Source organism: Rothia amarae (genome assembly GCF_014705945.2).
In the GTDB taxonomy this organism is placed as follows: domain Bacteria; phylum Actinomycetota; class Actinomycetes; order Actinomycetales; family Micrococcaceae; genus Rothia; species Rothia amarae.
In genome coordinates this window covers 713,220-738,128 of the sequence record NZ_CP061538.1, presented here as the reverse complement: position 1 = coordinate 738,128, position 24,909 = coordinate 713,220, and the positions used below count along the sequence as shown (strand labels likewise).

Here is a 24,909-nt window from a genome sequence, read left to right as displayed (position 1 = left end):
TCTTATTTCAAATCAAGCTTCTTGATGCGTTTGAGCTCAGCCGGCACAAAAGAATGCTGAGTCATACGCAAGCCCACCGCATAATAGCTGGAGCGCCCGAGCAGATATCCAATGCCCAGCCGGTCACTTTGGTGGTTCATTGCGCGTCGGCTACTTCTTTCCAGCCAGCGTACCACTACGTTTTCATCAGATAATATTGAAATCTCCCGATGGAGCTCACCGGCGTAGTTACGCAGTTTCTTGTGATCTTTAGAAAGCTTAATTCCCGCAATTTCAAAAGCTTCGAGACAGTAGCGTGCGGCTTGCGCATCACGGCGTATTTCAAACAGAACATCGTTATGTACCTCGTCGTAGGCGAAGGCAGAAGGATTCAGCTCCCATAAATCTTTATAGTCGGCTTTGAGAAAGCTGCTCAGGTGTTTGCGAATGCGCTTAGCTACCTTATTTACAAAGTTCTCTGCATTGAGAGGTAGCGTGACAGCCATATCCAAATTCTGTGTTAGCTCAATCAACGCCACACGAAGCTTCAAATACTCCTCAGAATCCAAGAGCCGCAGGACGCTCTTTGAGGCGTCTTCGTCATCTAACGCCAGATATTCTTCGAGTTCCTCACGGGATTTTTCGCTCACCAAACCCGGTCTTACCTCAACTGATCCTAGAAAGTCAGTCAGAATATCAATATCTCGCGCAGAAGAGAGACCCTTCATCAGCTTCTTCAAAGAACCAATCAGCTGCTCTACCGCTTCGGCTTCGACCTCATTCTTCACATACGGGCGCACCGCATAGCGCAAGACGGATTGAATCTGCCGCGTTCCAATGCGCATCCCGTGCACAGTTTCAGGTGTGCCCGCACGGAATTTAAGCTCCCACAGCATGAGGTTACTGGTGAGCATGTGCAGAACGTGCTGAAGCAGCTCTGAAGAGTCTTGGGGTGCGGTGTCTTGAACGCGGCGTTTGTTCTTCTTATCGTTCTTCTTTGTCTTCTTGACGAGCTGCTCATCAGAAAGAGTTTTCCCCTGTCGTCTAGCCTCAAACTCGCCGTCTTGCCCCAGCGCGCGGGCAATTTTTGCCGGAGACTTTGAGGGCTTCGCACCTGCTTCAAATAAAATCTTTTCACAATCAGCAAAGATTTCAGCGGGGCTTTTCTCGCCGCTTTCCAAAAGTTCAATTTCCCATTCATTCCATTGACGTTCAATACCCGTTGAAAAGTCGTGAGCGTGAACGGCGTCCTGGCAGATTTCAGCTACACTCACGCCGTTAGAATCTTTGAGAACCGTGCGGATTCGATCAGTAATGAGCGAAACTATCTCATGCAGCTCATCCCCCAGTGTTACCGAACGTACAAATTTAGAAACCCGCGCGGGCATTTTCATTTCATCTGCAAGCAAGTCAAAGTGCATCTCATGGCGAGCGCCAGCGCGATCATCAAATTTGATGTGCCATCCTTGGTCATACCCGCCCAGCCGACGGCGCAGTGCTACGAGATTACGGCTCAAATCGTTATCGGCGGTATCAAAATAGGACGCTTCTAGATGCTCCTCAACCGGCTTTTGCACCGAATATCCATCCAGAGCTGACCAGTCAACATGAGTCGGTTCCCCGTCTCCACCGACAAACTCGTACTTACGTTCCACTTCAAGATGATGCTCGACCATGGGCGGTCTTCTCCTTCGTGAGCTGTGCAGAGGATTCTCTACTCAAAATAGTACAAGCGCCTGCTTTCTCTGAAGGAAAACAGGCGCTTGGAATTTTAGGGGCGGCGTCGGCGATTCAGAATATCATCGAGCGATGATCCCGAAACGATGGTCGGTGACGACGACGGCGGCACCGGCAACGTGAACTCTGCAGGGATCGAGCTCTGACCTTCGGGCCGAACCAGTTCGAAATCTGTGTAAATAGGTTCGGGAAGCGGTGTGGGCTGCCATTCAGCTACGGCAGATTCAAAGGGTTCTTCCGGCAAACGGCGTTCTTCTAAAGGAGTAGAAGTGGCGGTGCCTTCAAGTACCGGGCGCTCGGACTGATGGTGGGTGCGGGCATAGCGCAAAGATTTGGCGGCAAAAGCCACGGGTACTTGATCATCCGTTTTTGAAGGCTTGATACGGACGTTCGCGTTTTCAGGCAGATTCTCCAGGGTAAGCGGGGCTTTCTCCTGGGATTTTTCCCGCGGGCGCAACACAATTTCTTCGTGTTCTATGGTTGGACGGGTGGCTACCGCATGGTGACCACGCTTCTTAGCATCGTGCAAAGCAAAGGCACGCAGAGTTGCCACGCAGGCACCGGCAACCAACAAGCTAGTAGCGGGCATAGCCCATGAAAGAGCAGTAAATAGGGCGATAAGTGAGGTGAAGAAAGCGGTCAGCAATGCAAAGACGCCCACCCCAAAGATGAGAACGCGGCCCCAATAGATAGTGAAAGCTGGTTGTTCGGCATCCCGTAGTTGAGTGGGTTCCTCGGATGGAGCTGCTAAGCGTGAGTGAGGTACTGCCGTATGAGCGAGCGGTTCCCCCGCTAGGCCAGTCTGCGCATCGAGATAAATATCCTCAGCAAACCGTTCTGCAGCGATAGTGGTGTCTTGTGAGCGCTGCAATAACTTGGGTAGTGCCAAAAAGATAATGACAGCGAGAACGAGCAGAACGCTCGTTGCCCCAAGCCAAGAGGAAGCCATAGCCAAAACCACTTTTCATCAAAAGTTCACGATATCTCTAGGACTTTCAATCTTACATAAGGTACTCCCAAATATGGGTACACCAAAGCGAGATTACTCATAATAAGTAATCTCGCTTTGAAGAATAATCAATTACTGGTTATTGACGAATTCTTTGAGCCACTTATTGAGTTCCGGTCCGAGGTCGGAACGTTCTGCAGCTAGAATGACGTTTGCCTTCAGGTAGCTCAGCTTATCGCCTGTATCAAAACGGCGACCCTTGAAAACAACGCCGTAGACGCCGTCGCCTTGACCGGTGCCCTTAGCTAGAGTCTGAAGAGCATCGGTAAGCTGAATTTCGTTACCGCGACCAGGTGCGGTGTTCTCCAGTACCTCAAATACCTTCGAAGAAAGAACGTAGCGACCAATTACTGCATAGTTAGAAGGAGCTTCTTCTTTAGCAGGCTTCTCAACCAGTTCGGTCACTTTGAAGAAATCTTCGCCTTCAACGGTTTCAATAGCAGCGCAACCATAGGCTGAAATCTGATCTTCGGGAACTTCCATCAAAGCAATAACAGAGCCGCCGGTTTTCTCCTGTACAGCAACCATTTCAGAGAGAAGGTCTTCCTTCTCATCAATGAGGTCATCACCCAAAAGTACAGCGAAAGGCTCGTCGCCCACGTGAATCTTTCCGCGCAACACAGCGTGGCCCAAACCTTTGGGGTCACCCTGGCGAACATAATGGATTTCACCCATATCGTTCGTATCTTGTACCTTCTGCAACAAGGAGTCTTTACCCTGCTCTTCTAGCTGGTCTTCCAGCGTAGGAACGCGGTCAAAGTGATCCTCCAGGGCACGCTTGTTGCGGCCGGTAATCATCAGAACATCATTCAAACCTGCACGGATAGCTTCTTCCACTACATATTGAATAGCAGGGCGGTCCACTACCGGAAGCATCTCTTTAGGAGTTGCTTTGGTGGCTGGGAGGAAGCGAGTTCCGAGACCAGCTGCAGGGATCACAGCCTTAGTTACAGGCTTCTTATTCTTGTCAGTCATAAGAATTACGATACCTGAGTTGACCAAAAATCAACGCTCATCTGAGGACAACAGAGAAAAATGACAGATTTGGGGACAAAGCTTTTTACTTTATTCTGAAAGCACTTTGCATGAACGCTTCCCTTACATACATTGGGAAGAGAACATTACTGACAGAAGGAAAATAATGATGTCCCCTAGCCACCCCAATACTGCTGAGAAGATTGCCGCAGATAAAAAACTTCTCCGTGCGTCTATTCGAGCCCGTCGCGCTGCAGCACTTCCCCATCCTCCACAGTGGTCTAAGAACTTTGAGCAGAACATGAAAGATATTGTGCACGAGGCTTGTCAACAATTGGGACAAACCCACCTCACCATCGCCGCCTACCTGCCCGTAGACGTCGAGCCACCGCTCATCCCCGGTCTCACCGCTCTCTCCGAAGCCGGCCACACTATTTTGGTTCCGCGAGTAGAGCCCCAACGCCAACTGAGCTGGGTACGGTGGACGCCTGAGACTGAATTCGCCAAAAACTCCATGGGCATTGAAGAGCCGCTGGGAGAAAAATTAGATACCCAGGCATTTCTCGACGCCCACGTCCACTTCGTTCCCGCTCTAGCCTACGACGTCAACGGGGCACGATTAGGCCAAGGCGGCGGGTACTACGACAGGTTCCTGACCGAAGAAATAGCGAAAAGCCCCTTTACCTTCGGTGTTGTCTTTGCCCGAGAGATACTCGACGCTCTCCCCACCGACACATGGGACTCTCACCTGGAGCAGGTCCTCACCGAAGAAGGAATCACGAAACTCAAAAGCTAACGCGGCAGAGTAAGATTATCTTCGAAAAGTTGTTCAAGGGAGAAAAATGCCTGTCTACCAATACCAGTGCAAAAACTGTGGCTTTGTTTTTGAGGAACATCAGTCTTTCTCAGACGCCCCACTCAAAACATGCCCCAGTTGCGGCGAAGATCAGCTCCGCAAAAAATATGGAAATGTGGGAGTGGTCTTTAAAGGATCGGGTTTCTACAGCACCGATAAATCTTCAGGCTCTTCAGATTCCTAGCACTTAACATAAAAAATCGGCGGTACAGAATGTGTATTCTGTACCGCCGAATCTTTTACATGCTCTTACCGCTCGGTTGAGAGGGAATGGTGCAACTTAGAGCGAGTGGTGCGGAGGCTTCTGCTCCTTCAGCCAGCGGTCGCGCTCAGTTTGCTCGCTCAGCTCCGCAGGGTCGCGCTGAATTGGATGCGCAGAGTTTTCCAGACCGGCAAGACGTGGTTCCTGCTTGAACTCAGACTCACCTGAAGTTGCCCGACGGTTGCCTCGACGTCTGCGGGGAATTGGTGAATAGGCGCTCCCCTCATTCGGCGTCATCATCTGACCCCTCAATTCCCAGGTAAAGGCACATCCGATCGACCACGGACTCAGGGTCTGAAAAGACCTCAATGGTCCATAGCGTTAGATAGTTCCAGCCAGTCTTCGATAGACGGTCAGGAACCAGGCGAGAACGCTCACGAACACTCATTCGCGCAAACTCCTCAGACCCGTCTGAAATCGCTGCCAACGGCAGATTTACTTTCAAAGGAGGGGTTTCAGTTCCCATTTTGCGCTGGCGGGGGCTCAACGTTGAACCAGCCATCAACGATTCCTCGGAACTCAATGCCACCAAAGAGATATTGTCGTATTCGCTCTCTCGCAGTTTTACCCCGCGATCATGCAGACGGCGAACCATATCGTTCAGCAGCCAATCCCCCATATCGATTGCTTCGATATCGGTATTCTTCAGGAATTCGTTGGCAGGAATTTTATCGGTAATAGTTGCCGTCTGCTCTAGGCCCTGGCGTTCGAGGTAAGCCTCATGGTCACGCAAAATATTGTACAAATCGCGCGCACCGTATTCCAGACGCTCGGGATCCAAATCTTTGGGCTGAACGCAAGCCATGAAACGTGTCAGATGGCGAGCGCGGGATAGGCCTAAAACTAGAAGCTCGCGACCGTGTTCTTCAGAGAGCTGACCCAGCTGGTGGTTGACAGCACCTTGACGCCCAATTCCTGTACCCAGGGAGAAAATGATAACGTCTCGTACCATTCCGCCCGCTCGCGCTAAATCGACCACGCGGAAAGGTTCGCGACCGCCGCTGAAGAACGGCGCCATCTGCGGATACTGGGCAAGCATGGAGCGCACCGATTCGGCAATGCGCCGGGCGTGGCGGGGAGATGCCGTCACCACAGCCAACGATTGGTTGGGGTTTTTATAGGCGTGTTCGAGGACGCGCTGGGCAACTCGTTGTACTTCGAATTCAGGGGAATCGAGGTTGGAGTTATCGCTAATCTTGCCTGTGGAGTCGAGGTATTCTGCGATGAATGCCGGGGTGGTCTGGGAGATTTCTTCGCCCCAGGGGTATGCCCGTAGTTTGCCATCGTAGAAATGCTCGTTCAGGTAGGCAAAGACGGCGGGGTCCACCGCGCGATCTTTGAGCAGTGAGAGCGTGCGCTTGGGCAGGATTTTGGAGAGTGCCGAGTAGGTGCTCACTATGTTATGGTCAGTATCCACCGGTGCCGATTTGGCGACAGCGGAGACCATGAACGGTGCGGGGAAACCCGAGTGAGGGTCACCCAGGGCAATGACCTGATCAGCTCTGGTGATTGCGGGAAGGTTTGCCGCCATGGGCGACGATTCGGCGTCGAGCAAGATGGCGCAGTCGAAACGCATCTGCGGGGAAATACGTCGGCTCAAGGCAAAGGGGCTTGTAATCCACAGCGGGTACAGCGCTGTTGCCATGCCAGGAGCGTTTTCTAGCAATTGATCAAACCGGAATTCGTGGCCGGTGAGTTGGCTCTTGAGGTAGGCAGAGCCTTCGGTATCTTGAGCAATTTTATGGTTCCAGTTGCGAGCGATTGCAGCACTCAAACGGGCAGCGCCGGCAGCGATATGGGCAGAATCTGCCATGCGGAACTTGCCTTCAAGCTCTCTCAGGGTTGCGCCATCGAGGATTTCAAGTTCCTGCGAAGACATCATCATTTCCAGGGCGCTCTGCCACCATGCCAGCTCAAGTTCTGCACCTACCAGGTCGCGGGAAACCTGGCGTTCTAGCAAATCAGACATCAAGGCCTCAAGTCCCTGCGTCTTAAGTTCAGCGGTAAGCTGGTCGCGTTCGGGCAGGGTCATCAGGTTACGGTAGTCAGCCTCAAGATTCATAAGGCGCTGAAGAACGATAGAAACATCAATCGATTCAAATTCGTTACCTTCAGGGCTGTCTTCTAAAACAATTTCCAGCCCGGAAAATTCAAGTTTGAGCAACCGAAGGGCAGACTTGATTTCCATCGTTTCTGCAGGAACTGATGGTTCGCGCGGGTCCTCTGCCCAACTAATCCATTCTTCGCGCTGGCTCTGAATAATTTGAAGAGTTTCGTGAAGATCTCCGATATGGATGCCCGGAAGAATGTATTCTTTTGCCGCTTTGCGTAGGCGGGAGCGCTGAATGCTACTCATTTCCACGCCGTGTTCGCGACGCCATGAGCCAGAGGCCGTCGCTGCCATAAGATCCGTGACGGGTCGGTCATAGACATCGACGCGGAATCGAGTCAGCGTAGCGCCGATTCGCTCCAAAAGATAAAGCTGCTCGGTCCATTCTTCCAGGGTGCGCCCCAAACGCATTCCGGTTTCGGCGCAAAGTGCGCTCATTTTCCGGTGTAGGCTCTCCATCGAATCCCGCAGTGAAATGACTAATTCGTGGGCTGCCTTGCACTCATCGGTTGTAATGAGCTTAGCGTTTTTCCATGCAGAAAGATGAGTGGAAGGCTTGAAAGCAGCTAAATCAGCGAGTTTCTGCAGTTTCTCCGTAACGTCAGCGCGGTCAGTAAGGTTGTCCAAAACCTCGCGACTAAAACGAATAGAAGTTGCAGGTGCCTCTTCTTGGGCGGTGAGGGCAGCCAAGGTCTGTAGCGCATCATAGACCGAGCAGCCCCAGCGGGATTCGGTGAATTTTAGTGCAGCAGTGTGGTTAGCTAACCGCTCTCTCGTTTCTTTAAGTGTCTCAAACGTTTCGCGCATGTTAGGCTCGGCAACTTGTTCGTTGCGAACGATAGCGCGCACCATAAGATCCCGCAGGTTTTCCGGTGTGCTTTCGCTGAGCAAATCAAGGGTAAGCTCCTGCATCCCAGCAGATTTGATGAGACCGGAGAATTCCTCCACGGTGGAGCTCTTCTCCCCCACTACCAGCACAGATTTGCCGCGGCTCATCAGAGAAGCTGCGATATTCGCAGCAGTTTCTAGAGGTTCTGTACCGGAGGCAGAGGTAACCACCAACGAATGCCCGGCAGTCGCTAAATCAATGACGTCCTGCGATGCGGCGTCGGCGTCAAAGACCAACATCTCGTTTTCAGGATCGCGGTGGTCCACATCAAGCGCACTGTTATTGACGAAAACTTCCGGACACATGGTGTCTTCTGGTTCGAGGGCAAGCTGCGCAAGGTTTTGGACGAGCGGTGTGAGTGCTTTGTCGGGGAGCTCCGAGGTGCTTTCTTTGACGTCAGCAAAAGTAGAAATCAGATACTTAGACTCAATCATCATCCCGGGAATATGGTTCACCGAGGTTCGCATACGATCAATCACGGGCTCGGGATCTAGCTTGCTCATGGAGTTTGCAAGTTCTGCAATATCCATGTTCTCCAGGTTGATTCCGTACTCTTTATTGATTTGCCGCACCATCGCGGGATTAAGCTGAGCTGCGCCAGTGAGCTTAATTTCAAAATCGTTACTGGTAGGGTGCACTGAAATCGAAACCGGTGCCAGAAGAATGGGCGCAATAAATCGCTTTTCGGTCATCATGCCGTTTTTCTGCACAGACCGAGAAAGCCACGACGCCGTACCTGCAGCAAAATAGCCCGCAGAGAGACCGTGATGGGTTTCTAACTCAAAGATTTTGCTCCGCAAGGTCTGCGCGGCGTCCATAGCCGACTGCAATTTAGATTTATCACGGATAATCGTGGAAAGCCTGGTTTTACGTCCCATCATCAGCTGGGCAAGACCGGAAGGGTTGGCATCGGTGATGTCGATGTGGACGTAATCGACCTGATTAAAATCCAAGAGAGCATCGGGACCTGTGTAAAGATCCATTTGCTTACCCCAGGCGTCCAAACCTTCTTCAATAGAGTGGTTCCGGGTATCTTCCGTGGGAGGTTCGGGGAACGACACCGGCGCAGGAGCAGAATTGCCCCCTTGCGAACCCTGCGGATTCGAAGAGGTTGATGCGGCGTTTGACTGTTCGTTCACGAAGAATTGCTCTTTCATACGGTCTGGTGTTCACGGTTTTGAGATTTATTCAAAAGTTATGGCCGTCTTCTGCCCGGCACAGCGTCGGCAAGCAATCCCTCTCGCCTGGTTCGCTAGCGCTCACAGAGGCGATTCACGCCAGACCCAGCCAGCTTGCCTCACGCTGTACCTGGCTGCAGGAATACCTTATAAATTAATCTCTCTATAACATCATACGGATTAAGTAACTGCTGCCCCACCGTCAACATTCGTTGGCGCTGGGGCAGTTTTATTAGACGACGTGGAAGAAGTTCATTCCGGCTAAAAGTACCAGGAAAGTAAGAAAAGCAATGAGAACCATCCCAGCTACCAACACCCACTTGAAGCGGGGACCGAACTGCTCACGCTGTTCCCACCAGAGTGAACGGGTAAGAAAAACGGACAGTAATACGCCGATGAGGTTTCCTACTAAGAGCTGTTGAACTGCCGAGTAGAGTGCGAACACTCGTACCGTATTCTCGTTTTCATCGTGTGCTAGTTTCAGCATTCCCGCTAGAACCAAAGTCATGCACGCGATCAAAAATGCCAGAGCGACGGTGGGCGTGTTGAGAAGCTCCCGAAACGGTGTGCCCGCATTTTGCGAAATTATATAGACATAAATCAGGTACAACAGAGGGCTAATCAACCAGTAAGCCAGCAAATATGTGTACAGCTTATGAGGGTTGTTTAAGACAGCCAGGATAGTTCTCATGAGATTTCTTCTTGATCTATAAATCCAATGTACTTACGCACTAGATAATCCAAGAGGATGTTGAGCCCTATGAAAGAGTGGTAGGGCTTACTATTTTGCTTCAAGCGCGTAGGTGTGGAGTGGTAGTGAAGGTTGTATGTGGGGTGGCTAGCAATGACGTTCACGCCTTCGGCAGTAATGGCAATCATGGGTATCTTACGTACGGACAGCAGCTTGATGGTATCCAAAACCGATGCAGTATTACCCGATAGCGATACCACAATCACCACGTCCTGGGGGCTCATGACCGATAGGGATCCGGCAAATTCGTTCCGTGCGGGAATAACATGCATGAATTTTCCGCATACCAGCATTGCTTTGGCAAACTCCTGAATGGCATTGCGCTGGGCATACCCTGTACCAAAACAGTAGACGGTTCGGGCGTCATGGATGACCTTCAGGATACGTTCAACGTCGGTGTTTTCTAAGGTCTCCAAAGTGTTAAAAACATCGTCGCGACCGCTTTGCACAAAGTCCGAATTTTGCGGCACCAGCTGGGAAAGGGATGTTTTCACAAAATATTTGAGTTCTGCAAAACCAGAAAACCCCAGCTTTTTGGTGAGACGAATAATGCTCGACGTCGACGTAAAAGTGCGATTGGACAGCGAAGAAATAGTTGCCTCAGCCACAAACTCTTCGTGCTGAAGCATAAAAGAAAGAATTTCTCGTTCAGTCTCAGAAAAGTGAGACTGATGCTTGTTCACTAAAGTTTGCAAATCCACAAAAGGCTCCTGAGTATCAGGCAACAAGTATCTTCTTAGATACTACATGCCCGATAACCCAAGAGCCTTTTATTTATTTCTTGCAGGCGTTTACCCAGGGAAGGTTACTTGCCGGAATTGACCATACTTTCAAAGCGGTCGCGCACCTGAGGTACGTCCATTCCAACAATCACCTGAAGAGCTTTGCCCTTATTGACCAGGCCAAGAGCACCTGCAGATTTGAAGTCGCCCTCAGTTGCTACAAGCTCTGGGTCATCAACGGACACGCGCAAACGAGTTGCACAGTTGTTAACCGAGGTAATGTTCTCAGCTCCGCCTAGCAATGCGAGGAAGTCATTAGCTCGCTGGGAGTAAGGATCGTCCGAAAGGTCGGAGGGAGCCTCTGCTGTTGCCACGCCAGCTGCGGCGGCTGAGCCTGCAGCTACACTTGAACCAGCCTTGAGCGTGCCGTCCTTCTTCGCCTGCTTGTATTCTGCCTTGGAGTACAGCTTGGGTGATTCGTTAGTGTCTTCACGACCGGGGGTCTTGAAGTCGAACTTGAGAATCAGGAAGCGGAATACTACAAAGTAGATGGCGGTGAAGATCAGACCAATAATGATCTGAGCGATGTAGGTGCTGTGGTGGTTGCTCCACAGGGGAATCCAGTTCTGGAAGAGGAAGTCAATCAGACCGCCACCCATGTTACCGCGCAGACCAAAGGCGTACATGGTAGCTGCCATGGTTGCTGCCAACACCGCGTGAACTGCAAACAGTGGAGGCGCCAAGAACAGGAAGGTAAATTCCAAAGGTTCAGTAATACCAATTAGAACTGCGGTAAGGCACACAGGAATGAGCAGAGCAAGGGTTTCCTTCTTACGCTCAGGGCGAGCGGTGGAGTAAAACGCTGCTGCAATGCCGATAGGTGCAAAGACCTTAGAGTTACCGTGCAAGCCGAAACCGCCACCAGGGAATAGCTCAGAGAGGGGCTTGGTGGAGTTAGCCATTTCAGGTAGTGCTGCCACCCAGTCTTTGGTGATGCCGTTTGGAGTAACAGCGGGACCGAAGACGAAGGGGGTGTAGATGAAGTGGTGCAGACCGGTAGGAATGAGGATACGTTCGAGGAAAACGTACAGCCATACGCCGAAGACGCCCGAGGACATGAACAGACCCTGCATGGAAGCAATACCCTGCTGAGCGAAAGGCCATAGCCAGCAGAAGAGTAGAGCAACAGGCATCATTAGGAAGAAGCCCAAAGCGTAGACATACTGAGTTCCCTGGAAGATACCGAGGAAGTCAGGAAGCTTCTTTTCGAAGTAGCGGTTGTGCAACCACACGACAATTGCTGAAATAATAATCGCGCCAAAGATACCGGTATCGAGGGTTTTGATACCAGCAATCATCTTCAAACCGGTTCCAGCGGCGGACTCAGAGATGTCCTGGTTGAAATCGATGTTGAAGTTAGGGCCCCAGATGCTGAGGATAGAGCCCACAAAGTAGTTGAAGGTCAGGTAAACCATACCGGCTTCAAGAACCGCACGTGCCTGAGCCTTGTTGGCAAGCGCAATAGGCAGACCAAGAACGAAGAGGAGTTCCATCTGGTTGAATACGGTCCAAGCGCCGGATTCCCAAACAGACCAGAAGTTATACCAACCGGTTCCCTCAGCGGCAATAGAACCGAGCAACTGCTCGTTCTTGCAAATAATTGCGATACCAACTGCGAGACCAGCGAAAGCAAAGATGAGGACGGGCGCGAGCATCGCCGAACCGAACCTCTGGATCTTTTCCATCATTGGAGAGACCCCTTTCACCAAGAAGAATGAAAATGAATTATGAGTGTTTTCTCACTGTGAACTATAGGTGAGTATGGATGATTTAACTTCGTGTTCACTATAAGTTGCCACATTCTGGCAAGAATTTCAGAATCCGGCACAAAGGTGTCAAAAGATGGCAGGAAATCGAGGACGCTCGCAGGATTCGACTCGTGGCGGATTCCTAGAATAGAAGACAACACTGCAGGCACAACGATAGAGACCACACCGTGAAATTTTTAACCCTGAATACGCACAGTTGGCTGGAAATCCACCAGATTCACAAAATCAAGATTCTTGCTGATTTTATTGTGGATGAGCAGATCGACGTCGTCGCGCTTCAGGAGATTAATCAAAACTTGGTGAGTGCTCCGGTAGACGGTGGCGAAGCGTTTCTACCTGCCACTGATGTGCCTCTGAAAGAGAGTAACTTCGCGTTCATTCTCATGAAATTTATTCAGGAACGAACCGGCGAATACCGATGGAGCTGGGGAGATTCACATGAAGGGTGGAATCGTTATGACGAGGGGTTGTCTATTCTCTCTCGTATTCCGGTTCGCAGAGTTCAGCTACTTGAATTGAGCGAGGCTCGTTTTACCTACACCGATGTATTTCGCCGGTGCGCTCTTGCCGCAGAGGTAGAGGTGCAGGGAAAGAGTTTGTGGATTGCCAGTGTGCACATGAACTGGTGGCTGATGCACGATATTCACCTCTTTGAACATGATTTTGCGGTTCTCGATCAGCAGATGCGCGATCTCGCCGGTGATTCCCCCATTGTTTTGCTGGGAGATTTCAATAACGATGCCGCTATTGAGGACGAAGGCTACCGGCAGATTCTCCAAGCGGGCTGGCATGACGCTTTTGAGTTAGCGCAGCTCAAAGAAGGTGAGTTCACCGTGCACAAAAAAATTTCAGGATGGGAAAGTGCAACTCGCGAAATGCGCATTGATTTTGTGTTCTCCTCTGAGAAAGTTCCCTTCGAGAAGTACACCGTAGTTTTTCCCGATAATAGCGAGGATGCTATTTCGGATCATTCAGGAATTGTGGTTGAGATCGACGCCGCTACATTAATGCAGACTGCCGATCTGACTTCCCCGAAGCAACAGTAAAGGTTAACTCCCATGAGCAACTCAGACATCATGAAGTTTCAAGAGCCGGTCATCTACCAGATTTATCCTCGTAGTTTCCAGGACTCTAACGGCGACGGTATCGGGGACCTGCCCGGTATTACCTCGCGTATACCCTACTTGGCACAGCTCGGTGTGGACATGGTATGGCTGTCCCCAGTCTATAAATCGCCCAATGATGATAATGGCTATGACATTAGCGATTACCGCCAGATTATGGATGAGTTTGGTACTCTGGCAGATTTTGATGAGCTGATGGCGGTCGCACAAGAGAACGACATCAAAATCATGATGGATTTGGTGGTCAACCATACCTCTGACGAGCACGAATGGTTCCAGCAGGCACGGTCTTCTCGTGACAATAAATTCCGCGATTATTACATCTGGAAGGACGCCGCAGGTTATGACGACGACGGCACTCCCCTCCCTCCTAACAACTGGATTTCTGCCTTTGCGCCGTCGGCGTGGGAATGGGACGAGGGAACCGAACAGTTCTACCTGCACTTGTTCTCTAAGAAGCAGCCGGATTTGAATTGGGATAATCCCACCGTGCGCCAGGAAGTCTATGACATCATGCGTTTCTGGTTGGATAAGGGTGTCTCGGGTTTCCGAATGGATGTCATTAACCTGATTTCTAAAGATCCTGCCTACCCCAACGATCCTGAGGTAGAAGCCGGCGGACATGAGTCAGCGCTCTGGATGGCGGCCAACGGTCCGCGCGTCCATGAGTACCTGCAGGAAATGAACCGTGAAGTGCTCTCAAAGTACGATGTGGTAACGGTGGGTGAAACCCCCGATGTCAGCACAGAAGACGCGCTCAAGTACACCGGTTTTGACCGCGATGAGCTACAGATGGTCTTCCAGTTTGAGCACATGGACGTTGATTCTAACCCGGAGGGCTTTGGCAAATGGAACGATGAAAAGTTCAAGCTCGTTGATCTCAAACGGGTACTCAGCAAATGGCAAAACGACCTGGCAGGTAAGGGTTGGAATTCCCTCTATTGGAATAACCACGACCAGCCTCGCGCCGTCTCCCGTTTTGGTAACGACTCCCCCGCCTGGCGGGTGCTCTCCGCCAAAATGCTAGCGATTAACCTGCATTTTATGCAGGGCACACCCTATATCTACCAGGGTGAAGAGCTGGGCATGACCAACGTCTTCTTCGAGCAGGTAGAAGACTACGACGATCTCGAAATCCATAATGCTTGGCGGGAATACGTCGAAGAATCGAAGCTCATTCCACCTGAAAAAATGCTCAGTTTCATCTCGGCATCCGGGCGAGACAACGCGCGCACTCCCATGCAGTGGTCAGCAGAGGAAAACGCTGGATTCACCACCGGAAAACCTTGGCTGGGGTTGAATCCCCGGTATAAGGAAATCAATGCAGAGCAGGCTGTAGCTGATGAAGACTCAATATTCCATTTCTATCGCCGTCTCATCGAGCTGCGCCACAGCACTCCCTTGATGATCACCGGCACGTATGAACTACTCGACAATGCAGAAAATCCCCTCGATGAGGAAGTCTATGCCTACCTGCGCACCGGGGACGACGAATCACTTCTGGTGATCTGTAACTTTACAGACCGCCAGCTCACCCGAACTTTCGAGCAACTCGACGATTCAGCAGAGCTCCTCATCTCAAACTATCCAGACGACGCCGTAGAAACCCTGCGCCCCTATGAGGGCAAGGTCTACCGAATTTCGAACCGCTAAGGAGAAAAACATGACTTCATATGCCGGACAACAATGGTGGAAAGAAGCAGTGGTTTACCAGGTATGGCCCCGCTCATTCCAAGACTCTGATGGCGACGGCATCGGGGATCTTCCCGGTGTCACCGCGCGCATCCCCTACCTTGCGAAGTTGGGAATCAATGTAATCTGGTTGAGCCCCATGTTCGCATCCCCGAATGACGACATGGGTTACGACATCAGTAACTACCAAGACATCATGAGCGAATTCGGCACGATGGCAGATTTCGACACGCTACTGACTACCGCGCATGCGCACGGCATCAAGATTCTGCTCGACATCGTCGTCAACCACACCTCTGATGAGCACGAATGGTTCCAAAAATCCCGTGCTTCGCGCGAGAACCCCTACCGGGACTACTACATTTGGCGGGACTCTTCAGGCACCGATAAGGAAGGAAATGCTCTCCCACCCAACAACTGGATCTCGGAATTCGGCGGACCAGCCTGGAAATACGACGCTGCAACCGACCAATGGTACCTGCACGTTTTCTCCACCAAGCAACCCGATCTCAACTGGGAAAATGCCGCCCTCCGCAACGAGCTCTATTCGATGATTAACTGGTGGCTCGATAAGGGAATTGATGGGTTCCGCTTGGACGCCATCAACATCATTTCAAAACCTCAGGGCTTGCCCGATGACCCCAACGTCAACCCCGAAAAGCACTCCCCCTCCACCGCTTTCATCATCCACAACGGCACCCGGGTTCACGAGTGGATGCACGAGCTCAACCTAGCTACTGTCGCAAACCGCGATGCCATGACTGTCGGCGAAATGTCGGCAACTCCCGCCGACGAAGCTCTCCTTTTTGCAGGTTTCGAAGCAGAAGAACTCAATATGCTCTTCCACTTTGAACATATGGGTGTCGATAGCGACGAGTCGCTGGGGCTTGGCAAATGGGGTGTCAAAGAATACGACCTGCGCGATTTGAAGGCAGTGCTCAACGAATGGCAGGTCAAGCTGGACGGTAAAGCATGGGGTTCGCTCTACTGGAATAACCATGACCAGCCCCGCGTTATCTCCCGCTTTGGCAATGACTCTGCCGAATACCGCGAGCTGTCGGGCAAAATGCTAGCAACTACCTTGCATTTCATGCAGGGTACTCCCTACATCTATCAGGGTGAAGAATTCGGCATGACTAACGTGCAATTCCCCTCTATCTCTGATTACCGGGATCTTGATTCCACTAACCTCTATGAAAATCTGGTGGAGCGCCACGGTACATATTCAGCCGACGACGTACTACAGATGATTTATGCCAAGGGCCGCGATAATGCGCGCACCCCTGTGCAGTGGTCCGCCGAAGCTAATGCGGGGTTCACCACCGGCACCCCCTGGATAGGGTTGAATGCAAATTATCAGAGCATCAATGCAGACGCCGCACTAGCCAATCCAGATTCGCTGTTCTATCACTACCAGCGGCTCATTGAACTTCGCCGAGGCGAACTCAAAGAGTTGATGGTCTACGCACGTTTTGTCCCGATCGATCCAGAGGACGCCGCCGTCTACGCCTATGAACGTCATGCAAACAACGGCGAGAAGCTCCTGGTGATTAATAACTTCACCGATCGAGAGATTATCCGCGATTTCGAGTTGCTCACTGAAGAATTCGAAGCGCAGCGCACCCTAGTCATTTCTAATTATGAGGATGACTTGGGCGAAACGCTACGCCCTTACGAGTCGAAGGTCTATCGTATCGCCGCTGAAGGATAATTTTCCCTCAAGGATGGTGAGGTTGATTCATCAGGTGCAGGCATCTTATGAGTTATCCTCACCATTGCGGGTTTAACCGGCAAGCTGAATACCCTCTCCATAGAGGTCACACTGCTCTTTATCTGCCCAGGTCATCACAGTTAAAGTACCCACCAGCGCATGTGAATTCCGCTCACTCATTTGTTTAACTTCTGCAGGAGCATTGCGCATAAATTCAAGCTGTCGGTCAACTTCTTCCGCGGACACTACCCCGAGAGAAGACCTAATATCCTCTTCGCTACCGAATGAAGCACCGTGGCACATAATATCCGGGTACTTCGCATAAATACTCTCAGGGTCTAGCCCTTGGGCAATAAGGTTTTGTCGTTTTTGCTCCTGAAATACCGCGATTTCTTCGTCACTGTGCAGGGGTGTTTCAGCAGAATATCCCGGAGCTATTTCAGACGGGCTACCAGCATCCGTTGTCGTAGCTATCTCAGATGATGCCGTCGTATTCGGTTCTACCTCGTGAGTTGTGCATCCAGATGTTGTTAGGAGTAGACCAGAAACGATGGCAAGTTTTGAAAGAGATGTAGAGATACGTGACATGGGTTCCCCTTATCGGTTTAGCCAGTATATGTTACAAATCGCTCAGGGAACTCCTAGAAGAAAGTTAAAGTTTCCTTCCGAGGCGTTTACCCCTATCTTTTCTTTGCTGAGTAAACTAATTTCGGTGGATAGATTATCCGCCATTTCTTCCCCACTAGGAGATTTTGATGGCTTTTCGCCTCAATCCTTATTTCACTTTCACCGGTGAAGCCCGTGAAGCACTCAACTTTTACCAGAGCGTTTTCGGCGGCGAGCTACACATTGCCAACTTCAACGATTTCCACGCCCCGTGGACCCCGAATATACCGACATGGTGATGCACGGCGAACTCACCGCCGAGCCTTTCACCCTTCAGGCATCCGACGGCGCCGCCATCCAGAAACCAGAAAACAACGCGACCGCCAACATGGAAGCCGCAATTCTGGGTAACCTCTCCGACCTCGACCGAGCAAACGAATGGTTCAATAAGCTATCCGACGGCGCGACCAACCTGCAGCCACTCGCTGAAGCTCCGTAGGGCGCACACTTTGGTTCGTTTACCGACAAATTCGGTATTGCATGGCTCTTCAACATTGGTGACTAAGCCCTTCCCCGGACGACAAAAATTCCCCGCCCTCAACAGAGGACGGGGAATTTTCAACTCATGCTACTTGCGCTTGCGGTTGCGAAGGAAGCCCTGCACAACTTCAACAGCCTTACCCGCATACTGACGAATCTTTTCCTGATTCTTAGGATCGCGAGCAATTTCAGTGAGCTTAATACGTAATTTATTCAAAAGAGTATTCATAATTTTTCCCCCTAATTCACTTTCATCGTTGTTGAAAGGTTCTCATTTTAGCTCTCTTAGTATACAGGAAAATTTCAGAAAATAAGTAGGGTTAGTAGTGAGCTGTTTCATGGATACCGACAAAAAATCATTATCTGAAGAATATTTTGAGGTTTTACGCGGCTGACTACTCTCGTCCCAGACCGTCCTGTCCCCTCCCCCCCCGGCGACATACCAGAAAAGTAAACGAGGTACCGTATCAAGACGGTACCTCGTCTACCTTTCTGGTACTTCACATGAACTACTCGTTCAAAAGAGTATCTCGACCCCCATCAATAGCAAAACAAAAGCTCCCATTCTCTAAACAACAAGAAAATGAGAGCCTCTGACTTCGCCCGACAGCGGAACTAACGCGTTCGGAAACCTTCGTTACCGAAAACAAAACTCCGGCTTCGCCGAGTAACCGCAATTTTTACTTCCTCGCGCGCTCGGAAAAACTGAAACATTATCTCCTTCGGCTCCGCCTCAGGATAGTAACCGCAATTTTTACTTCCTCGCGCGCTCGGAAAAACTGAAACATTATCTCCTTCGGCTCCGCCTCAGGATAGTAACCGCAATTTTTACTTCCTCGCGCGCTCGGAAAATTGCGGTTACTCCCATTCAATCGTTCCCGGCGGCTTCGACGTCACATCGAGCACCACTCGATTCACCTCAGACACCTCATTAGTAATACGATTCGAAATCCGCGCCAACACATCGTACGGCAAACGAGTCCAATCCGCCGTCATCGCATCCTCAGAAGAAACCGGACGCAACACAATCGGATGACCATAAGTACGACCATCACCCTGCACACCCACCGAACGAACATCAGCAAGAAGTACAACAGGGCACTGCCAGATTTCCTCATCCAGACCAGCCTTAGTGAGCTCCTCACGCGCAATCGCATCCGCAGCACGCAAAGTCTCAAGTCGGTCAAAAGTAACCTCGCCAATAATACGAATACCCAAGCCAGGGCCAGGGAACGGCTGACGAGCCACAATCTTCTCGGGCACACCCAACTCGCGGCCAATCGCACGAACCTCGTCTTTGAACAAAGTACGCAAAGGCTCCACCAGCTCAAAGGTCATGTCCTCAGGCAGACCACCCACATTGTGGTGAGACTTAATATTCGCAGCACCCTCACCGCCACCGGATTCAACGACGTCGGGATACAAGGTACCCTGAACCAAGAACTTAATCTCGCCGCCTTCACCTGAAGCTTCTTCAATAAGTTTGCGCTGAGCGTCCTCAAACGAGCGAATGAACTCGCGTCCAATAGCCTTGCGCTTTTCTTCAGGATCAGTCAAACCAGACAAAGCAGTCAAGAAACGTTCTGACTCATCAATGGTGACAACCTTGATACCCATGGTGGAGGCGTAATCATTCTCAACCTGCTCGCGCTCACCCTGGCGTAGCAAACCGTGATCGATAAAGAAACAGGTTAGCTGATCGCCCACAGCCTTATGGACCAAAGCCGCAGCAACCGAGGAATCAACGCCACCGGAAAGAGCACAAATCACCCGAGCAGAACCAACCTGCTCACGAATCTTCTCAACCTGCTCTTCAATGATGTTGCCGGTGGACCACGACTTCTCTACACCGGCAATGTTATACAAGAAGTTCTCGAGCGCCTGCTGACCGTAATCAGAGTTATTGACCTCAGGATGCCACTGCACACCACCCAGCTTTCGCCCTTCATCAACCATCGCAGCGACGTCTGCACCGGGAGTAGTTGCCAAAACTTCGAATCCCTCGGGAGCTGCGGAAACGGAATCCCCGTGGGACATCCACACGTTCTGCACCTTGGGGGTTCCGGTGAGGAAGGAAGAATTCTCAGCACACAGCGTAGCGTCGGTCGCGCCATATTCGCGGCGGCCAGTATGAGATACGGTTCCGCCCAAAGTCTGAGTCATCAACTGGAAACCATAGCAAATACCGAATATCGGTACGCCAGCTTCAAACAGAGCCTTATCTCCTGCAGGAGCACCTTCGGCATAGACCGAGGAAGGACCACCGGAGAGCACGATAGCGGCAGGGTTCTTTGCCAAAATCTTTTCTGTGGCAAGAGTATGCGGAACGATTTCGGAATAAACTCCGGCCTCACGGACGCGACGAGCGATAAGCTGTGCGTACTGAGCGCCGTAGTCAATCACCAGAACCGGACGCTCTTCGAGCTCGGTTGAATGTGCTGATGTTGTCACGAGTCACCTTATATGATCGATTGTTTTCTCGTATGGATTCACCACACGAAATGGATATAAAGCCATTCTAAAGCACGAGGCCTAGTAACGCTTGGTCGCCTGGGGGTTAGCGTCAAGCAATTCCAGGGTCTCGCGATGGATTCGCTTCTCCACAATAAAGGAGAGGAAGGGGACTACGCCGCCGAGCGCCATCACGATGAGCTGAGGCAGACCCCAACGCATGAGCAACCAGAGGCGGAAACAGGAGAAGAGATACACCACATAGAACCAACCGTGAACGATGAGAATCCAGGTAGAAATGTTGATACCACCGGTAAGGTTTCCCATATCCCGATCTAACCAGCCCAGGGCAACCGTTTCGCCGGTTTGGGCGTTGGCGCCACCGGCGATGAGGTCATAGCCAAAGATATAGCGGGTGACCATTTCAGCGACCAAAAGGAGTAGGAAAGTACCGGAAATCCAGGCGCACCATTTATAGAAAGTGAGCGCACCACGAATCTGTGATTCAGTGCCACCAAATTTCTTACGAACGGTAAACCCGCCCTTGCCGTCGGCACGTCCTCCTTCGGAAAGAGTAACTTTCTTACCATCGGTTCGTTCGGTAGGGCGAACCTGCGGTGCAGGTCGCGGAGTATTGTGTTCAGTCACTGATGCAACTTTCCGTCATTGCCCGCGCGGTCATCACGCGGGACGTCGTCAAAGAAATAATACTGTTGGTCTGCTGGATCCCAGTAATAATAACGGCCTGATTCTTCATCTAGCCAGTATTCGCCTTCGTATTCGAAGTACAGGGCTGGATTGTTTTGTTCGCGGTAAGAATCGCGAAGCATCCGCCACCAGAGGTACACCGCGAATCCTGCGAAGACAATCCATTCCAGAGCATAAAAGATATTGAGCCAGTTGACCTCTTCATCGGTTACCTGCTGAGCGTGGACCGGTTTAAGCTGCTCGCTTTGACCCAGGATAGTTGCTGAGTCAGATAGTGTGCCGTCTTCGTTCAGCGGCAGTTTTTCTGAGGCGGGCACCTCAGCGTCGTTGGTGAGTAACGCACCGTATAGCGGCACGTCCCATATATTACTGAGTTGAGCAGCCGACGCCGAGCCCAAAGTTCTTCCCTGGGTTTTCTCTTCCTCGGTCAGGTCGGAAGAGTAGAACGGAGCATCGTTGGCAACTACGCGACCTGCAATAGTCACCTCGCCTGAAGGTTCCTGAGGTATTTCAGGTGATGCAGTCCATCCGCGAGCAACCGCAATGCTGCGCTGTTGAACCTTGCCCGCAGCCGTTACTTGCGCTCCATCGTCCGGGGTGAATTCGCTCATCACCCAGTATCCTTTTTCACCCTCATGCAGCTTCTCGGCCACCAGGTATGAAGAACCCGGAACGTACTTTCCTGTAGCGCTCACCATGGTGTCCGCTTCAGTAGTTGTCAAAGGCTCGTGTTCAATCAGCACCGAATCCCAGGGATGCACCACCTCTTTAGCGGGCTCCGCGCTCACCTGCCCTAGAGTTGACGCGTTAAGCTGCCATTTACTGAGCATCACAAAACCGAATGCCACTGCCAGCACAAGCAGTAATGCGGCGATCCAGCGAGGAGCGAGAGCTAATTTGAACACGCTTTCCAGCCTATCTGTTTTTGATAGAAAATGCCCTGCCCCTTCCGCTGATTATTCGGAGGTGGCAGGGCATTCACAGCAAACGTTGAGCCGTTCGCAATCCTATGATTTATTCCGCGTGGAAGCCATTCAATACAACTTCACTACGCTGGAAGGACTTGAGGTCTGTGAAACCGCAGGTTGCCATCGAACGGCGTATAGCGCCCATGATGTTAGAAGTACCATCGGTGTGATGGGAGGGCCCATAAAGAACCTCTTCCATCGTTCCACTGGTTCCCAGCTGGGTACGGATGCCGCGAGGGAAATCGGTGGAGTGGGCTTCATTACCCCAGTAGAGGCCCTTACCAGGAGCTTCTTCGGCGCGTGCCAAAGGTGCACCGATCATCAGAGCATCAGCGCCGAGCGCCAAAGACTTCACCAAATCGCCTGACCGGCCAAGCTCACCGTCGGCAATAACATGCACATAACGACCACCAGATTCATCCAAGTAACGAGAACGAGCCGCAGCAACATCTGCGATGGCTGTTGCCATCGCAGCTTGAATACCCAGTCCACGGCGATTGGTCTTAGAAGAGCCGCCACCGAAACCTACGAGTACACCAGCAGCACCGGTGCGCATCAGGTGAAGCGCAGGCGTGTAACCTGCAACACCTCCCACAATCACGGGAACATCCAACTCATAAATGAACTTCTTAAGATCCAACGGTTCATGGTTTGAAGACACATGTTCTGCCGAAACAGTAGTCCCGCGAATCACAAAGATATCCACTCCAGCCTTCACCACGGTTTCATAAAATTCCTGAGTGTTCTGTGGAGTCAGTGCGCCGGCTACGATTACGCCAGATTCGCGAATCTCCCGCAGACGCTCGGTAATCAATTCTGCCTTAATCGGTTCAGAATAAATCTCCTGCATCCGACGAGTAGCAGCCACATGATCCTGCAGATCCAAGGCGGTAATCTCATCGAGATAAGGCTGAGGATCCTCATAACGAGTCCACAAACCTTCAAGATTCAACACACCCAATCCACCCAATTTACCCAGAGCAATAGCAGTCTGAGGGCTCATCACTGAGTCCATAGGAGCAGCAATCAAAGGGGTATCAAACGTAAATGCGTCAATTCGCCAGCTGGTATCAACATCGGCGCGGTCACGAGTACGGCGGGATGGTACCAGAGCTACGTCGTCCAAAGAATACGTACGGCGAGCACGCTTGGACAATCCAATTTCAATCTCGGTCACGAATTTTCCTTTCAGCACGTGGGAGCTTTAATCGGAGTTCCCACGCTGAATACGTTTTTAGCGGCGGTAGTTAGGGGCTTCTACGGTCATCATGATGTCGTGAGGGTGTGATTCCTTCAGACCTGCCGGGGTGATACGCACAAACTTACCCTTGTACTTCAGCTCTTCAATGGTGCGAGCGCCCGTGTAGAACATTGTCTGGCGCAAGCCGCCTTCAAGCTGGTGCAGAACAGAGGAAAGAGGCCCGCGGAAGGGAACCTGACCCTCGATACCTTCGGGGATGAGCTTCTCCTCGGAGGAAACATCTGCCTGGAAGTAGCGGTCTTTGGAGTATGACTTATGGCGGCCACGAGAAACCATAGCCCCTAGTGAACCCATACCGCGGTATGCCTTGAATTGCTTTCCATCCACAAAAATGAGATCTCCGGGAGCCTCGGCAGTACCTGCCAGCATCGAGCCCATCATGACTGAATCAGCGCCGGCAACGAGAGCTTTTCCGATTTCACCGGAGTGCTGCATACCGCCATCGGCGATAACAGGGACACCCGCGGGGATAGCAGCTTTAGCTGCCTCATTGATGGCGGTTACCTGGGGTACGCCGATACCGGCGATAATTCGGGTGGTGCAGATTGAACCGGGACCAACGCCCACCTTGACGGCGTCTGCGCCAGCATCAACTATTGCCTGAGCGCCTTCGCGGGTTGCTGCCTGGCCGCCAATAATATCGACGTGCGCTGCAGCTGAATCCTTCTTCAGGCGGGCAATCATGTCCAAGACACCCTGAGAGTGTCCGTTGGCGGTATCAATAAAGAGCGCATCAACACCGGCTTCAACCAGGGTCATCGCTCGCTCGTAGCCGTCACCGAAGAAGCCAACAGCTGCGCCGACCCGGAGGCGGCCTTCGTCGTCCTTAGTGGCATCGGGGTACTGCTCGGTCTTGATAAAGTCTTTGACCGTAATCAAACCGGTGAGCTTGCCGTCGTTATCGACCAAGGGCAGCTTTTCGATTTTGTTATCGGCCAGGAGCTTGAAAGCTTCATCCTTGTCCATGCCCTCACGACCGGTGATGAGAGGCATAGGAGTCATGATTTCGCGCACGGTGCGAGTGGTGTAATCGCTCTCGGGAAGGTAGCGGATGTCACGGTTAGTGATAATGCCAACCAGCACGCCGTTCTCGTCCACTACGGGTAGACCAGATACGCGGAAGTGACCGCAGACCTGGTCAAGTTCTTCAATAGTTGCATCGGGGCCAATAGTTGCGGGGTTGGTAATCATGCCCGACTCTGAACGCTTCACGCGATCAACGTGGGATGCCTGATCCTCAATCGAAAGGTTACGGTGAAGCACACCCATACCGCCCAGACGAGCCATAGCAATCGCCAAATCAGATTCGGTCACCGTGTCCATTGCCGCTGAAATGATGGGCGTCTTGAGAGTAATACGCTTGGAAAGTTTAGTGCTGGTATCAGCATCTGCGGGATTGACGTCAGTGTTGCCCGGAAGCAGTAGGACGTCGTCGTAGGTCAGACCGGTGAAGCCAAAGGGGTCTTCGGAGAGAGCGGTGGGAGTTGACATATATGCCCGAACCTTTCGGTTGTTGTGCTTTTCGGTGGTCGCAGTTCGCCAAAAATTGGA

The 24,909-nt window shown here is 51.5% G+C and carries 22 protein-coding genes; 7 read left to right on the top strand and 15 right to left on the bottom strand.

Annotated elements, in window-relative coordinates:
- Positions 1 to 2 precede the first annotated feature (2 nt).
- The 3 genes from IDM48_RS03505 to galU form a co-directional block, all read right to left on the bottom strand.
- Positions 3 to 1,655: a CYTH and CHAD domain-containing protein gene (locus IDM48_RS03505; protein ID WP_190618067.1), complete on the bottom strand. Its 1,653-nt coding sequence runs from the start codon at positions 1,653 to 1,655 to the stop codon at positions 3 to 5.
- A gap of 95 nt (positions 1,656 to 1,750) precedes the next feature.
- Positions 1,751 to 2,665: a hypothetical protein gene (locus IDM48_RS03500; RefSeq protein WP_190618065.1), complete on the bottom strand. Its 915-nt coding sequence runs from the start codon at positions 2,663 to 2,665 to the stop codon at positions 1,751 to 1,753.
- A 132-nt stretch (positions 2,666 to 2,797) separates the two neighbouring features.
- The gene (galU, locus tag IDM48_RS03495; RefSeq protein ID WP_068168224.1) at positions 2,798 to 3,700 is read right to left on the bottom strand and encodes a UTP--glucose-1-phosphate uridylyltransferase GalU; all 903 of its coding nucleotides are present in this window, start codon (positions 3,698 to 3,700) and stop codon (positions 2,798 to 2,800) included.
- 166 nt (positions 3,701 to 3,866) lie between these two features.
- Between galU and IDM48_RS03490 the strand changes: the two genes are divergently transcribed.
- On the top strand, positions 3,867 to 4,496 hold the full coding sequence (locus IDM48_RS03490) for a 5-formyltetrahydrofolate cyclo-ligase (RefSeq protein WP_190618063.1): 630 nt from the start codon (positions 3,867 to 3,869) through the stop codon (positions 4,494 to 4,496).
- A 46-nt stretch (positions 4,497 to 4,542) separates the two neighbouring features.
- Positions 4,543 to 4,740 carry an FmdB family zinc ribbon protein gene (locus IDM48_RS03485; protein ID WP_068168218.1) on the top strand — a complete coding sequence of 66 codons (198 nt, stop codon included), beginning with the start codon at positions 4,543 to 4,545 and terminating at the stop codon, positions 4,738 to 4,740.
- 96 nt (positions 4,741 to 4,836) lie between these two features.
- Here the strand turns inward: IDM48_RS03485 and IDM48_RS03480 are convergent, their stop codons facing one another.
- From IDM48_RS03480 to IDM48_RS03460, 5 genes are all read right to left on the bottom strand, one after another.
- A complete protein-coding gene (locus tag IDM48_RS03480) occupies positions 4,837 to 5,058 on the bottom strand; it encodes a hypothetical protein (protein WP_141669322.1) in 222 nt (73 codons plus the stop codon).
- Positions 5,042 to 8,956, bottom strand: a complete 3,915-nt coding sequence (locus tag IDM48_RS03475; RefSeq protein ID WP_238398028.1) for a DEAD/DEAH box helicase — start codon at positions 8,954 to 8,956, stop codon at positions 5,042 to 5,044. The genes IDM48_RS03480 and IDM48_RS03475 overlap by 17 nt, the downstream gene beginning before the upstream one ends.
- 271 nt (positions 8,957 to 9,227) lie before the next feature.
- Positions 9,228 to 9,686 carry a hypothetical protein gene (locus tag IDM48_RS03470; protein WP_068168212.1) on the bottom strand — a complete coding sequence of 153 codons (459 nt, stop codon included), beginning with the start codon at positions 9,684 to 9,686 and terminating at the stop codon, positions 9,228 to 9,230.
- Positions 9,683 to 10,471, bottom strand: a complete 789-nt coding sequence (locus IDM48_RS03465) for a MurR/RpiR family transcriptional regulator (protein ID WP_238398027.1) — start codon at positions 10,469 to 10,471, stop codon at positions 9,683 to 9,685. The genes IDM48_RS03470 and IDM48_RS03465 overlap by 4 nt, the downstream gene beginning before the upstream one ends.
- An 80-nt stretch (positions 10,472 to 10,551) precedes the next feature.
- Positions 10,552 to 12,216 carry an alpha-glucoside-specific PTS transporter subunit IIBC gene (locus IDM48_RS03460; protein ID WP_190618060.1) on the bottom strand — a complete coding sequence of 555 codons (1,665 nt, stop codon included), beginning with the start codon at positions 12,214 to 12,216 and terminating at the stop codon, positions 10,552 to 10,554.
- A 248-nt stretch (positions 12,217 to 12,464) separates the two neighbouring features.
- Between IDM48_RS03460 and IDM48_RS03455 the strand changes: the two genes are divergently transcribed.
- The 3 genes from IDM48_RS03455 to IDM48_RS03445 are packed head-to-tail and all read left to right on the top strand — an operon-like array spanning position 12,465 to position 16,824.
- The gene (locus IDM48_RS03455; RefSeq protein WP_068168206.1) at positions 12,465 to 13,343 is read left to right on the top strand and encodes an endonuclease/exonuclease/phosphatase family protein; all 879 of its coding nucleotides are present in this window, start codon (positions 12,465 to 12,467) and stop codon (positions 13,341 to 13,343) included.
- A gap of 12 nt (positions 13,344 to 13,355) precedes the next feature.
- A complete protein-coding gene (locus tag IDM48_RS03450) occupies positions 13,356 to 15,074 on the top strand; it encodes a glycoside hydrolase family 13 protein (RefSeq protein ID WP_238398026.1) in 1,719 nt (572 codons plus the stop codon).
- A gap of 10 nt (positions 15,075 to 15,084) precedes the next feature.
- Positions 15,085 to 16,824, top strand: a complete 1,740-nt coding sequence (locus IDM48_RS03445) for a glycoside hydrolase family 13 protein (protein WP_190618058.1) — start codon at positions 15,085 to 15,087, stop codon at positions 16,822 to 16,824.
- A 72-nt stretch (positions 16,825 to 16,896) separates the two neighbouring features.
- Here the strand turns inward: IDM48_RS03445 and IDM48_RS03440 are convergent, their stop codons facing one another.
- Positions 16,897 to 17,412 (bottom strand): hypothetical protein, encoded by a 516-nt coding sequence (locus IDM48_RS03440; RefSeq protein ID WP_190618056.1) that lies wholly within the window; start codon positions 17,410 to 17,412, stop codon positions 16,897 to 16,899.
- A gap of 167 nt (positions 17,413 to 17,579) precedes the next feature.
- On the opposite strand from IDM48_RS03440, the gene IDM48_RS03435 reads away from it, so the two are divergent.
- Together IDM48_RS03435 and IDM48_RS03430 are read left to right on the top strand one after the other, a co-directional pair.
- Positions 17,580 to 17,729 (top strand): hypothetical protein, encoded by a 150-nt coding sequence (locus tag IDM48_RS03435; RefSeq protein WP_190618054.1) that lies wholly within the window; start codon positions 17,580 to 17,582, stop codon positions 17,727 to 17,729.
- On the top strand, positions 17,702 to 17,929 hold the full coding sequence (locus IDM48_RS03430) for a VOC family protein (RefSeq protein WP_202939904.1): 228 nt from the start codon (positions 17,702 to 17,704) through the stop codon (positions 17,927 to 17,929). The genes IDM48_RS03435 and IDM48_RS03430 overlap by 28 nt, the downstream gene beginning before the upstream one ends.
- 129 nt (positions 17,930 to 18,058) lie before the next feature.
- On the opposite strand, the gene IDM48_RS03425 is transcribed toward IDM48_RS03430, so the two are convergent.
- The 6 genes from IDM48_RS03425 to guaB form a co-directional block, all read right to left on the bottom strand.
- The gene (locus IDM48_RS03425) at positions 18,059 to 18,199 is read right to left on the bottom strand and encodes a hypothetical protein (RefSeq protein ID WP_190618052.1); all 141 of its coding nucleotides are present in this window, start codon (positions 18,197 to 18,199) and stop codon (positions 18,059 to 18,061) included.
- Positions 18,200 to 18,828: 629 nt separating this feature from the next.
- The gene (guaA, locus tag IDM48_RS03420; protein ID WP_190618051.1) at positions 18,829 to 20,421 is read right to left on the bottom strand and encodes a glutamine-hydrolyzing GMP synthase; all 1,593 of its coding nucleotides are present in this window, start codon (positions 20,419 to 20,421) and stop codon (positions 18,829 to 18,831) included.
- Positions 20,422 to 20,502: 81 nt separating this feature from the next.
- Positions 20,503 to 21,069 (bottom strand): DUF3817 domain-containing protein, encoded by a 567-nt coding sequence (locus IDM48_RS03415; RefSeq protein ID WP_068169432.1) that lies wholly within the window; start codon positions 21,067 to 21,069, stop codon positions 20,503 to 20,505.
- Positions 21,066 to 22,034 (bottom strand): SURF1 family protein, encoded by a 969-nt coding sequence (locus IDM48_RS03410; protein WP_190618049.1) that lies wholly within the window; start codon positions 22,032 to 22,034, stop codon positions 21,066 to 21,068. Before IDM48_RS03410 ends, IDM48_RS03415 begins: the two co-directional genes overlap by 4 nt.
- A 109-nt stretch (positions 22,035 to 22,143) precedes the next feature.
- On the bottom strand, positions 22,144 to 23,274 hold the full coding sequence (locus tag IDM48_RS03405) for a GuaB3 family IMP dehydrogenase-related protein (protein WP_068169437.1): 1,131 nt from the start codon (positions 23,272 to 23,274) through the stop codon (positions 22,144 to 22,146).
- 57 nt (positions 23,275 to 23,331) lie between these two features.
- On the bottom strand, positions 23,332 to 24,849 hold the full coding sequence (gene guaB / locus IDM48_RS03400) for an IMP dehydrogenase (protein WP_068169442.1): 1,518 nt from the start codon (positions 24,847 to 24,849) through the stop codon (positions 23,332 to 23,334).
- Positions 24,850 to 24,909: the final 60 nt, after the last annotated feature.

What these genes read in the sequence shown, in the direction of transcription:
- IDM48_RS03425 (WP_190618052.1), bottom strand. Translation starts at nt 18,199, where the DNA reads ATGAATACTCTTTTGAATAAATTACGTATTAAGCTCACTGAAATTGCT.
- IDM48_RS03445 (WP_190618058.1), top strand. Translation starts at nt 15,085, where the DNA reads ATGACTTCATATGCCGGACAACAATGGTGGAAAGAAGCAGTGGTTTAC.
- IDM48_RS03490 (WP_190618063.1), top strand. Translation starts at nt 3,867, where the DNA reads ATGATGTCCCCTAGCCACCCCAATACTGCTGAGAAGATTGCCGCAGAT.
- IDM48_RS03480 (WP_141669322.1), bottom strand. Translation starts at nt 5,058, where the DNA reads ATGATGACGCCGAATGAGGGGAGCGCCTATTCACCAATTCCCCGCAGA.
- IDM48_RS03440 (WP_190618056.1), bottom strand. Translation starts at nt 17,412, where the DNA reads ATGTCACGTATCTCTACATCTCTTTCAAAACTTGCCATCGTTTCTGGT.
- IDM48_RS03500 (WP_190618065.1), bottom strand. Translation starts at nt 2,665, where the DNA reads ATGGCTTCCTCTTGGCTTGGGGCAACGAGCGTTCTGCTCGTTCTCGCT.
- IDM48_RS03505 (WP_190618067.1), bottom strand. Translation starts at nt 1,655, where the DNA reads ATGGTCGAGCATCATCTTGAAGTGGAACGTAAGTACGAGTTTGTCGGT.
- IDM48_RS03460 (WP_190618060.1), bottom strand. Translation starts at nt 12,216, where the DNA reads ATGATGGAAAAGATCCAGAGGTTCGGTTCGGCGATGCTCGCGCCCGTC.
- galU (WP_068168224.1), bottom strand. Translation starts at nt 3,700, where the DNA reads ATGACTGACAAGAATAAGAAGCCTGTAACTAAGGCTGTGATCCCTGCA.
- IDM48_RS03450 (WP_238398026.1), top strand. Translation starts at nt 13,356, where the DNA reads ATGAGCAACTCAGACATCATGAAGTTTCAAGAGCCGGTCATCTACCAG.
- IDM48_RS03435 (WP_190618054.1), top strand. Translation starts at nt 17,580, where the DNA reads ATGGCTTTTCGCCTCAATCCTTATTTCACTTTCACCGGTGAAGCCCGT.
- IDM48_RS03485 (WP_068168218.1), top strand. Translation starts at nt 4,543, where the DNA reads ATGCCTGTCTACCAATACCAGTGCAAAAACTGTGGCTTTGTTTTTGAG.
- IDM48_RS03470 (WP_068168212.1), bottom strand. Translation starts at nt 9,686, where the DNA reads ATGAGAACTATCCTGGCTGTCTTAAACAACCCTCATAAGCTGTACACA.
- guaB (WP_068169442.1), bottom strand. Translation starts at nt 24,849, where the DNA reads ATGTCAACTCCCACCGCTCTCTCCGAAGACCCCTTTGGCTTCACCGGT.